Genomic DNA, 11,345 nt, shown 5'->3' on the forward strand with positions numbered 1-11,345 from the left:
TAAGTGAAGGTGTTAAAGGGGTGAACGGTGCTTGCCAAACACACCATTACCGCGGAGCGGTTTAGTTCTTTGTGGTAGAAGTGATCATAAACCGACAATCCCAAGTAGTTTTATTTTGGCGCTAATCCTAACTTAGTGCCAATGTTCCCTTAGCGGTAAAAGTTGACTCCCAGATTCCACTAGATAGTTTGTAGTTCAGAAAGTGTTTTTCATAAATCACTTGTGACACATATAATGGCGATGAAAGAAAATTAACATGTACATTTCAGTTACAAATCTGTTGACAATAATTACACTTGAAGTATGATGACGATTCGTCAGTGACGGTTCGTCACATATTATATAAGTAGATTTTATGACACCACCTAAGTTACTCGATGAAGCTGCACTTAAGGAAAGAGAGTTGCTAATAATCAACTCGGCAGTATTACTTATCCAGACAAATGGTATTGAAAACTTGACCATGGATAAAGTTGTTGTCCAAGTACCTTTTTCGAAAGGTACTGTTTACAAACACTTTATTGGTAAAGAAGATTTATTGTTAGCCATCAGTAATTACTCAATTAAAGTATTAGGTGATTTATTTTATCGCGCCTACCAATTTAAGGGTTGTGCACGTTCACGGATGTTACTTTTAAATTTCTCTTATCTGATATATGCAATGTTATACCCGGCACTTTTTCAATGTGTAATGTGTTCTAAATCACCGAATGTAGTGGGTAAATCAAGTGAAAAACATATTAATGAGGGTGAACTATTAGAAGTTAAGTTAATGACGTCTATTCACGGCATTGTCGAAGATGGCTTAAATGATGGCAGTTTATCCTTGCCACTAAATATGGATATCCAGCAAATATGTTTTAGCAATTGGTCAATGGCATATGGTGCTATCACCTTGCTTTCAGGCGAAGTTGAACAGTGTAGTGGCAGAACAAGTTTGATTGTAGAACGTGAATTATTTAATCACAGTAATTTACTTCATGATGGTATGGGCTGGCAACCTTTAAGCAAAGATCGAAACCATTGTGCAGAGTTAAAAACCGCTTTGGCAGAGTTATTCCCTGAAGAGCTAATGCAAATCAAAGCAAAAGGGCGCGAGCTAAATTTTGAAAGTTTTAGCTAGTATCTCTTAGGAAACTGAATACAAATAACGTGCGGTGTCTAGCCGCATTTTTTTGATAGAACAAGTGACGATTCGTCATCTAAAGAATCGTTTTCAATGAAGAAAAATTTATAATTTAAGGAGCTAAACAATGAGAGACAAACTCTATAATTTTGTCGGCAAGAATCCATTTTGGGTAATACTTGTTTGTATTACCTTCGCCATGGTAGCTGGTATGGGGGCACAAAAGTTAGAATTTAAAAGTGACTATCGTGTGTTCTTTAGTGAAGAAAATCCACAGTTAACGGCTTTTGAGTCAATGCAAAAGGTCTATGCTAAAAGTGATAATGTTTCTTTTGTCGTGGTACCAAAAGACGGTAATGTTTTTACCGCTGAGCATTTGGCGGCACTAAAAAAATTAACTAAAGAAAGTTGGCAAGTGCCTTATTCAACACGGGTTGATTCAGTCACTAATTTTCAATATACCTATGCAGAAGAAGATGACATGATCGTTGAAGATCTTGTTATGTCTACTCGTAATTTAACCAGCGACAAGCTTGATAAAATCAAACAAATTGCCATTAGCGAGCCTTTGCTGGTTAATAAGATTATCTCTAAAACAGGTCATGTTTCTGTTGTTAACGTTACTGTGCAGCTGCCTGGTGTTGACCCTATGGCGGAAACACCTGAAGTTGCCGCGAGTGTTCGTGCTATAAAAGCGCAGTTTTTAGCAGAACATCCTGAAGTAGAAGTGTATTTGTCGGGCATGATTATGATGAACACCTCTTTTGGTGAAGCTTCAATTAATGATGGTACAACACTTATTCCGTTAATGTTTCTTGTGGTTGTTATCACCATAGGCTTATTGCTAAGAACCATTACCGGCACTATCGCAACGGTACTTGTTATCATTATGAGTATTGTGACTACCATGGGACTTGCTGGTTGGTTAGGCTTTTATCTGACTGGACCATCATCATCAGCGCCAACGATGATATTGACCTTAGCGGTAGCAGATTGTATTCACATACTAACCTCTATGTTTTATGAAATGCGGCAAGGTGCTGATAAACGTACCGCCATTGCCCGTAGTATCAAAATAAACTTACAACCTATTTTCTTAACCAGTATTACCACAGCGATTGGCTTTTTAAGCATGAACTTTTCTGACTCGCCACCGTTTAGAGACTTAGGTAATTTAGTCGCTATTGGCGTAATGTTAGCCTTTGTTTTTTCTGTCACTATTTTCCCTGCGTTACTTACCGTACTGCCGGTACGCGTTAAAATGCAGAGTGAAGGTAAAAAAGACATTATGGCTAAATTGGCCGACTTTGTTATTGCCAAGCGTAAAGCCTTATTACCTTTAACCAGTGTGCTCATTATCGCTTCAATAATGCTCATTCCTAACAATGAACTCAATGATGATTTTGTTAAGTATTTCGATGAAACAGTGCCATATCGTGCGGCAACTGATTTTATGCAAGATAACTTATCGGGCATGATGGTTGTTGAGATCTCAGTGAAAACCGGTAAATCTAGTGGCATTAATAATCCGCAATACTTACACAGTGTTAGTGACTTTACTGATTGGTTACGTGACCGTCCTGAAACGGACCATGTAAATACCATTACCGATACTTTAAAGCGTCTCAATAAGAATATGCATGGTGATGATCCTAGTTGGTATAAATTACCAGACAGCCAGGAAATGTCAGCGCAATACCTATTGTTGTATGAAATGTCTCTACCTTATGGCTTAGATTTAAATAACCAATTAGATGTTGATAAATCATCATCAAGAATTGTTGCTACCTTCAAAAATATGACCAGTAATGAATTGATTAATGTTGAAGAAGACATGATTGCTTGGTTTGCTCAACACGCGCCACAGTATGAGGTTGATTTTTCTAGCCCAAGTCTAATGTTCGCCCATATTGGTCAACGTAATATTATTAGCATGCTTATCGGTACCACACTGGCACTTATCTTAATTTCAATTTTATTAGGTGTAGCCTTAAAAAGCTGGCGTTTTGGTTTGATCAGTTTATTACCTAACCTAGCACCGGCGGCGATAGGTTTTGGTATTTGGGGCTTATATAGTGGGCAAGTAGGCCTTGGTTTATCTGTTGTTATTGGTATGACTTTAGGCATTGTTGTTGATGATACAGTGCACTTTTTAAGTAAGTATCTTCATGCGAGACGCGATAAAAATGCGACCCCGCAAGAAGCAGTACATTATGCTTTTGATAATGTCGGACGTGCACTATGGATAACTACTTTTGTACTCGTAGCCGGTTTTACTGTGTTGGCACAATCATCATTTAAAATGAATGCTGACATGGGCTTCTTAACAGCATTGACCATCTTTATCGCACTTATCGTTGATTTCTTATTCTTGCCACCATTACTTATGTTGCTTGATAAAGATAAGAAAAAAGCGACACAAAGTACTGGTGCAATTGTTGAAGCACCGATTAAAAAAGCGATTGAAGCGGCGTAATTTCACCGTTATTTCTCAAAATAGCTTTATTACTCAAGATTACTTTGCGATACGTGTTGTCGCAAAGTTAAGTAAAACAAATTAGTCGAAAAAACTATCAGAAAATTAATAAGGATTTATATGTTAACTAAAAAAATATTACTCAGCGCAGCATTATCGATAAGTGCGTTAAGTTTGACCCTGGTCTCAAATAGCTCATTTGCCTTAAGCGCAGAAGAGAAAAAGGGCTTAGATATTTCCATGGAAGCCAAAAAACGCGATCTAGGTTGGCAAGATAGTACCGCTGATATGGTGATGTTATTACGTAACAAGCAAGGCCAAGAAAGTATTCGTGAAATTAAGATGAAGTCACTTGAAGTGTTAGATGATGGTGATAAAAGTCTAACTATTTTTAATAAACCTCGTGATGTTAAAGGCACTGCCTTTTTAAGCTTTTCTCACCCCGTTGACGCTGACGACCAATGGTTGTATTTACCGGCATTAAAACGTGTTAAACGTATTTCTTCACGTAATAAATCAGGACCTTTTATGGGCTCAGAGTTTGCTTTTGAAGATTTAAGTTCTTTTGAAGTAGAAAAGTACAGCTACAAATATTTAGGCGTAGAAGAGCTTAATGGTTTAACTAACTTCAAAGTTGAGCAATACCCAGTAGACGAAAACTCAGGTTACACTCGTCGTATCGTTTGGCTTGACACGTTAGAGTATCGCATTCATAAAATTGATTTTTATGACCGTAAAAACTCATTACTTAAAACGTTAACTTTCAGCGATTATAAGCAATATTTAGCTAAACACTGGCGCGCGGATAACCAAGAGATGATCAACCATCAAAACGGTAAAAGCACTGAATTGAAGTGGACTAATTATGACTTTAAAACAGGCTTAACTGACAGTGACTTTAATCGAAACTCGTTAAAACGTGCGCGTTAAGTCGATGTCCTTATCATTTAAAAAGCCTTTTAATAAGTCGTCAAGTAACAAACTTACCGGCTCACTAATAGCAATAGCAGTAAGTGCAAGCTTACTGCTAGGTAACCTAGCGCAAGCGAGTGATGTCGAATTTGAAGCCTCTGGTAATATTACTGTAGAGCAGCGCTATTTTTTTAAAGAAGCGTTGGATCCTCAGCAGTTAAGTCACAGCCAAACATCAATATCAGTAGAGCCCGAGCTTTACTGGCAGTGGAATGGTGGCGACGACAGTGTAATATTTACGCCTTTTTATCGTGTTGATAGCCAAGACTCGCAACGTACTCATGGTGATATTCGTGAACTGGCGTATGTGCACGCCAGTGATGATTGGGAACTGCGTGTTGGTATTCGTAAAGAGTTTTGGGGTGTTACCGAGTTTCAACATCTGGTTGATGTAATTAACCAAACTGATGGTGTTGAAGATTTTGACGGTGAAGATAAATTAGGTCAGCAAATGATTAACCTTTCAGTGGTTAATGATTGGGGCATAGTTGATGTGTTTTTACTGCCAGGTTTTCGAGAAAGAACGTATGGCGGCGAGGAAGGGCGTTTACGTGGACCGTTAGTGGTTGATGAAGATAACGTTAGCTATGAATCTTCAGCAGGGCAACAGCATCTTGATCTCGCTTTGCGTTGGGCGCTTAGCGTTGGTGATTATGATTTAGGTGCTTATTGGTTTCATGGTACTAACCGTGAAGCTTATTTAAGTCCATCGTCACAAAGTACCTTGCAACAATCTTCCTTGCAGCAATACTACAGCCAAATGGATCAACTAGGTGTCGATGTTCAAGCCACTTTAGGCGACTGGTTATGGAAATTTGAAGGAATACATCGCAGTACCAGCCTGGAAGATTTTTGGGCAACACAAGGGCGTTTTGAATACAGCTTTATTGGTGTGTTTGAATCAAATATCGACTTAGGTTTGTTGATGGAGCATAGCTGGGATTCACGTGGTGAGGTTGCGCTTGGCGCGCAAGGCTCGCTGATGCAAAATGATTTATTTGTCGGCGCTAGGTTAGCCTTTAACGACATGCAAAGCAGCGAGTTTTTAATGGGTATTGGTAGTGATTTGGATCACAATGCTTTTAGCTTTCTCATTGAAGCTAATCGTCGCTTTGGAGACGATTTTATTGTCAGTTTTGATGTCAGATTGCTACAAAGCAATGATGAAAATGACTTACTTTATACCTTAAGTAATGATGATCATGCGCAATTATCTTTAGCCTGGTATTTCTAGCGTTTTAGGATGCTGCTTAGTTAACAGTATTTAAAAATAGTATTTAAAAAAAGCCGGTAAGTTTTAATACTTACCGGCTTTTTTATTGATAAAGCAATAAAGTGGCAGGGAGTTTCTAGCTTAATACTTACTTCTGCTAGTTCCCAATCAAACCATTAATATGGGCAACAACACTTCTACCTAGTGCACTTGGAGCATAGCCGCCTTCAAGTACCGAAACTATTCTGCCGCCACTGTATTCATTAGCAATCACTTTAAGCTCATCGGTTATCCAACGATAATCCGCTTCAGTTAAGCTCACTTGCGACATATCATCTTCAATATGGGCATCAAAGCCAGCCGAAATGATGATCAGTTCAGGTTTAAATTTATGTAATGCCGGCAACCAGTGCGCGCTTAACTTTTCACGGAACTCCTTGCCTTTAGTTGTTGCGGCTAACGGGGTATTGATAATCGGCGGAGTATCACTTTCTTCAATGTCAAAAGGGTAAAGCGGGTACTGATAACTTGAGCAAAAAAGGTAACCTTTATCATCTTTGGGGCTAGCTTTAAAAACGTTTTTTATAATATCTTCAGTACCATTACCATGGTGAACATCAAAATCGACTATCGCCACGCGTTTCAAACCATACTTTTGTTTTGCATAAGCTGCAGCGATGGCAACATTATTAAAGAAACAAAAACCCATGCCTTTATCATGTTCTGCATGATGACCTGGTGGTCTTGTCGCACAAAATGCCGAGCCTAAAGTGCCGTCCATGACTAAATCAACCGCATCAACAGCAGCGCCGGCAGAATATAAAATAGAGATCAGTGTTTTGCTATTCATTACTGCATCTTCACCGACAGTAAAGTTTTCACCTGCCTCGCCATTCACTTCAGTAGGCGCATTATCAAAAACAAAATCGATATATTTTTGTGTATGCGCTAAAGCTAACAAACTTTTATCAATAGGTTTTGAATCAAACTGGCGAACGACATAGTCTAAACCACTACGAATTAACTGGTCTGAAATAGCGGTTAAACGCTTAGCATTTTCAGGGTGATGTTCACCCATGTCATGTTCGCCACAGTGGTAGTGGCCTATAATTCCAACTGGCATAACTTTCTCATAATTGTTAGTGACTATTCATCTTGTCGCACTATGAAGCAATTAATGCGTCAAAAGTACTCATTGACTAACGTCAACTCCGTGCTGTTTCCTTTTACTTGCACCATAGTGCTTAAAGTTGAACAGTCACTGGATATTTAAGTCGTTTAAAATTTAACTATCAAATAGTGATTAACTTTCTACTGTCTCTTCATTCAGTGTCAGCTTTAAACTCACTTCATCATAATCGTCACTGGCTTGACGGACAAAACCGGAACGTTCGAATACTTTTAACATAGAGCCATTATCACTGCGTACACAAGCCACTAAGCTATCCAGCTGACGAATTCTAGCGATGGCAATCATTTCACCGAGTAAGGTACTTGCCATGCCGCGGCCACGTAAACTTTCTTTAATAACAAAGGCCACCTCACCACTGTTCATACTTTCGATAAAGTAATAACGGGCAACTGCTTGTATCGCTTCACCTAAAGAGTCTTTTTTAGTGAAACATAAAGCAAGGTCTACATGTTGGTTAACACTGACCAAATTACAGGATTTTTCCCGTGTCATCTGGGTAATGTGATGGTTGTAGCGCATCATCAAGGTTTCTTTATTATGAGAATAGAAAAATTCTTGCAACTTGCGCTCATCAGCTGGTGCAAGTGGTCTTAAAATATAATTAACATCGGCAAAATTAAAGCGCTTCATTTCAATTGAACCTAGTTCAGGTACCGAGCTAGGTGAGCTTTCTTGGTATTCCGGCACCCAATAATGTTTCCGCACATCGGCAAGTAATTTATCCCTAAATTTAGGGTGAGCAATTCTGATCAGCTCTAAGGCTCGCTCTCTAATACTCTTACCTCTTAATGAGGCAATACCAAACTCGGTCACCACATAGGAAACATGACCACGCGAAGTTACTACGCCGCCACCTTCAGTGATATGGGCAACAATGCGTGATATTTTGCCATCTCGGGTAGTTGAGGGCAGGGCAATAATAGGCATACCGCCCTTACTCAGCGATGCGCCACGAATAAAGTCAACTTGTCCGCCAATGCCGCTGTAAAATTGATAACCAATAGAGTCTGAAACTACCTGGCCGGTTAAGTCGACTTCAATGGCGCTATTAATCGATACCATATTGTCATTTTTAGCGATTTTTACTGGTGAGTTGATATGCTCTGACGGATAAAATTCTATATGTGGATTACCATCGACAAAGTCATAAACCTTTTGGCTACCAATACAAAAAGTCGCTACAGCTTTACCTTTATGGTAAGTCTTTCGGCGGTTATTAATGACGCCTTTTAACATCAAATCAACCACGCCATCGGAGATCATTTCACTGTGAATACCTAAGTCTTTGTGATTACCTAAATAACGTAGAACCGCTTCGGGTATTTTACCTATGCCTATTTGTAAGGTAGCGCCATTTTCAACCAACATAGCAACATATTGACCAATTTGTTCGTTGCGACGATCCACTTCTGGTGGTATTACTTGCGGTAAATCTTGTGCAACGTTTATCCAAGCATGAATTTGATTTACATGAACAAAGCTATGACCATTAGTGCGCGGCATCTTCGTGTTTATCTGGGCAATAACATATTTTGCCGCTTTTACTGCTGAAGAAACGATATCAACACTCACGCCTAACGAACAGTAACCATATTCATCTGGCGGACTGACCATAATAAGTGCCACGTCTAGGGGTAAAATATTTTCATGAAATAAGCGTGGCACATCGGAAATAAAACAAGGGGTATAATCACCACGCCCCTCGGCAATGGCTTCGCGAATATTTTTACCGCCAATAAATAAACTATTTACTTTAAATAAATCTTTATGTTCACGCTTGGCCCAAACATTTTCAGAAAGGGTTAAAATATGGACGGTTTCAATATCATGCAAGCCTTGGCTATTGGCAATTAAATCATCTATTAAGGCATTAGGTACCGCGGCATTGGAGCCGATAAAAATACGATTGCCAGATTTTAGGTAATCAGCCCAGTTAACACTGTCGCGCTGCTCATCTTGTGCTGTCATGAAATTTCCTTGGCTACTGCCTACTCTCAGAATGGACTAGGTTTGTGCTTGCTATGAACTCAGTATGCTCTCATAAATAAGGTATTTATTGATCACTGTCAATTGTGCGTTTGTTAAATGATGAAATAAGTTATAATTAGCTGTTTTTAACGTGATTTCGTGTGATTTTACTGCTATTTCACTGATGTATCGTTTTATGTCTTTTCATATATTAAGGGTTTTGTTTAGTGTCACAAGAGAAAATATTTATCATAGGTTTACCCCGAACAGCAACGACCAGTGTTTGCTTAGCAATGTTAGAGCAGGGTTTTAAAACTGCACATAATGCCTATACCCAAGATGCTTTTATTCAAGCGCAGGTATTAGCCGATACACCAATATTTTGTGATTACCAAAAATTGGATAAACACTATGTTAATAGTAAGTTTATTTACCTGACTCGTGCCCCTGAAAAATGGCTGCCATCAATCAAGCAATTATTACAGCGGATGATTGTTAACTTACAACGCACTGATGGTGGTTTTAATCCACATTTAAAACGTTGTTATAATGAGATTTTTTCACCACTAAACGAAGAGAACCTTAACAGCGATGAGTTTTTACTTAACTGTTATAACCGTCATCAACAAGGTATTGAAGCTTACTTTGAAGACCGGACACAAGATTTACTTACCATAGATGTTAGTGATGAAAACAGTTATATGAAAATGTTAGCGTTCATTGATATTGATAGCAGTAACGCCAGAGAGGGTGGTTTTAAACAAATTAACCTTGGCGGTAAAGTAAAAGCCTGGCAAGGCCTTCATAACAAGCTAAAAGTAGAATCTACTAATAAAGGTAAAATTGATAAAGTACTTTATTAAGCGAGATCATTCCTGTGCATATTAATGATTGTTCCAATACCTGTTCACAGGTAAAATCACGCCCTTACGTTATATATAAGCGTTAACTGATTTTATTAAATAAATATCGTTTTAGAGAGTAGTAAATATGTTTGAATTAAAACACCACACTGGCCAAGATTGGGTTGACGCTGTTATGGCTGATTTTAACCTATTTTTACAAGACCACGCTGCAGCCGAGAAAAAAGCTTCAGGTATGGCAATGGCAATGCTGTCTCATTATCCAGACAAAGCTAAATTGGTTCGTGCGATGACAGATTTAGCCATTGAAGAGCTTATCCATTTCAAACAAGTATTAAAATTACTTGTCGCCCGCGATGTCACTTTAGGTAAAGATAAAAAAGACCCTTACATCAACCAGCTTCGTGCCTTATTTCGTAACGGTACCAGTTATTTTATGATGGATAGGTTACTGGTTGCCGCAGTAATTGAAGCGCGCGGTTATGAGAAGTTCTGGTTAGTTTCACAAGCTCTGCCTGAAGGTAAAGACAAAGATCTTTATGTCGCTATTGCTAAGTCAGAAGAGAAACATAAAAACTTATTTGTTGAGCTGGCGTATGAGTATTGTGATAAAGAAGAAGTTGACCAGCGTTTAGAAGAAATTCTAATTGCCGAAGCTAAAATTTGTGCTGCTTTACCAATACGCGCCGTTCTTCACTAAATAGTAACTTATCTTATTCGTGTATCGCACAATTTAGGCGTCAAAGGTACTCATTGACTCACGTCATTTTCCTTTTAATTGAGCAATACACTTTTAAGCTAAGCCACTATATATCTTGATTAGTTCATAGTTAAAGATTATGACTTCTTGGCAAGTATTCCCCCTGAAACGTTTTATACTTCGCTGCAATTTTTCCGGCTTATAAAAATACGTCTTATTTTAATTGCCTTAGAATGGCAATTCGACACAATAAATCGCCACTTTAAACCATTACTAATTTCATTTTTTCTTTGACTAGGTTATTTAAGTTACTAGCACTAACAAAAATAACTCACCGATAAAGGCGCTATTACTATAGCGAGAAGGAAATTAGCCAATGTACTCGTCACCGGACAAAACCCAGCAAGCGATAGATAGCTTGAATAAGTTAGACAAGCCCGCAATTCTTGATGAACAAGCAGACAAGGTGATCGCAGTAAGCTATCCATTATCATTTTTGCTGTTAGAAAGTGAAGAGGACAGTTTTGTTAAAGGTTATAACTAACCTTAACTTGGGTTAAATAAAGTCATCGATAAAAGCTGTGGGAGTGCAGCTTCTACCGATGAAGTAACTTTCAAGTGATTAGTTCTACTCAGCTCAATTAGCTCGGCTCAACTTCATTAGCGTTAGCCCTGCTTAGTTATTTTATTCCGCAAAGGTAAGATGAATAGACTGGCAAGAAATAGCAGTGCGCTACTTGGCTCAGGTATCTCATTTACAGTGTCTATGTAGCCAGCAGTTCCAGTGGATGTTTCTTTAATTGCGCCAACAATAGCATTGGCAAAATAGGTATCT

9 protein-coding genes are annotated in these 11,345 nt (G+C 38.6%); 7 read left to right on the top strand and 2 right to left on the bottom strand.

Going from position 1 to position 11,345, the window contains the following annotated elements:
- Positions 1–355: 355 nt before the first annotated feature.
- The 4 genes from HRT50_RS15010 (at position 356) to HRT50_RS15025 (ending at position 5,808) form a co-directional block, all read left to right on the top strand.
- Complete coding sequence (locus HRT50_RS15010; protein WP_291615905.1) at positions 356–1,123, top strand: TetR/AcrR family transcriptional regulator; 768 nt, start codon at positions 356–358, stop codon at positions 1,121–1,123.
- Positions 1,124–1,253: 130 nt separating this feature from the next.
- On the top strand, positions 1,254–3,602 hold the full coding sequence (locus HRT50_RS15015) for an MMPL family transporter (RefSeq protein WP_291615907.1): 2,349 nt from the start codon (positions 1,254–1,256) through the stop codon (positions 3,600–3,602).
- Positions 3,603–3,722: 120 nt separating this feature from the next.
- Complete coding sequence (locus HRT50_RS15020; RefSeq protein WP_291615909.1) at positions 3,723–4,532, top strand: outer membrane lipoprotein-sorting protein; 810 nt, start codon at positions 3,723–3,725, stop codon at positions 4,530–4,532.
- A 4-nt stretch (positions 4,533–4,536) separates the two neighbouring features.
- Positions 4,537–5,808, top strand: a complete 1,272-nt coding sequence (locus tag HRT50_RS15025) for a hypothetical protein (protein WP_291615911.1) — start codon at positions 4,537–4,539, stop codon at positions 5,806–5,808.
- Positions 5,809–5,944: 136 nt separating this feature from the next.
- Here HRT50_RS15025 and HRT50_RS15030 read toward each other — a convergent pair whose 3' ends face one another.
- On the bottom strand, positions 5,945–6,910 hold the full coding sequence (locus HRT50_RS15030; protein ID WP_291615913.1) for a histone deacetylase family protein: 966 nt from the start codon (positions 6,908–6,910) through the stop codon (positions 5,945–5,947).
- A gap of 180 nt (positions 6,911–7,090) precedes the next feature.
- Positions 7,091–8,947 carry a GNAT family N-acetyltransferase gene (locus HRT50_RS15035; RefSeq protein ID WP_291615915.1) on the bottom strand — a complete coding sequence of 619 codons (1,857 nt, stop codon included), beginning with the start codon at positions 8,945–8,947 and terminating at the stop codon, positions 7,091–7,093.
- Between the two features lie 227 nt (positions 8,948–9,174).
- Between HRT50_RS15035 and HRT50_RS15040 the strand changes: the two genes are divergently transcribed.
- The 3 genes from HRT50_RS15040 (at position 9,175) to HRT50_RS15050 (ending at position 11,054) form a co-directional block, all read left to right on the top strand.
- Positions 9,175–9,810 carry a sulfotransferase gene (locus HRT50_RS15040; protein ID WP_291615917.1) on the top strand — a complete coding sequence of 212 codons (636 nt, stop codon included), beginning with the start codon at positions 9,175–9,177 and terminating at the stop codon, positions 9,808–9,810.
- 127 nt (positions 9,811–9,937) lie between these two features.
- Positions 9,938–10,510, top strand: a complete 573-nt coding sequence (locus tag HRT50_RS15045; protein WP_291615918.1) for a tRNA-(ms[2]io[6]A)-hydroxylase — start codon at positions 9,938–9,940, stop codon at positions 10,508–10,510.
- A 376-nt stretch (positions 10,511–10,886) separates the two neighbouring features.
- Positions 10,887–11,054 (top strand): hypothetical protein, encoded by a 168-nt coding sequence (locus HRT50_RS15050; RefSeq protein ID WP_291615920.1) that lies wholly within the window; start codon positions 10,887–10,889, stop codon positions 11,052–11,054.
- The last annotated feature ends 291 nt before the right edge of the window (positions 11,055–11,345 follow it).

The organism is Colwellia sp., assembly GCF_013215345.1.
Classification (GTDB): domain Bacteria; phylum Pseudomonadota; class Gammaproteobacteria; order Enterobacterales; family Alteromonadaceae; genus Colwellia.

Excerpts from the sequence above, each read along its gene's own strand:
- HRT50_RS15010 (WP_291615905.1), top strand. The coding sequence starts at position 356 with ATGACACCACCTAAGTTACTCGATGAAGCTGCACTTAAGGAAAGAGAG.
- HRT50_RS15015 (WP_291615907.1), top strand. The coding sequence starts at position 1,254 with ATGAGAGACAAACTCTATAATTTTGTCGGCAAGAATCCATTTTGGGTA.
- HRT50_RS15020 (WP_291615909.1), top strand. The coding sequence starts at position 3,723 with ATGTTAACTAAAAAAATATTACTCAGCGCAGCATTATCGATAAGTGCG.
- HRT50_RS15025 (WP_291615911.1), top strand. The coding sequence starts at position 4,537 with ATGTCCTTATCATTTAAAAAGCCTTTTAATAAGTCGTCAAGTAACAAA.
- HRT50_RS15030 (WP_291615913.1), bottom strand. The coding sequence starts at position 6,910 with ATGCCAGTTGGAATTATAGGCCACTACCACTGTGGCGAACATGACATG.
- HRT50_RS15035 (WP_291615915.1), bottom strand. The coding sequence starts at position 8,947 with ATGACAGCACAAGATGAGCAGCGCGACAGTGTTAACTGGGCTGATTAC.
- HRT50_RS15045 (WP_291615918.1), top strand. The coding sequence starts at position 9,938 with ATGTTTGAATTAAAACACCACACTGGCCAAGATTGGGTTGACGCTGTT.
- HRT50_RS15050 (WP_291615920.1), top strand. The coding sequence starts at position 10,887 with ATGTACTCGTCACCGGACAAAACCCAGCAAGCGATAGATAGCTTGAAT.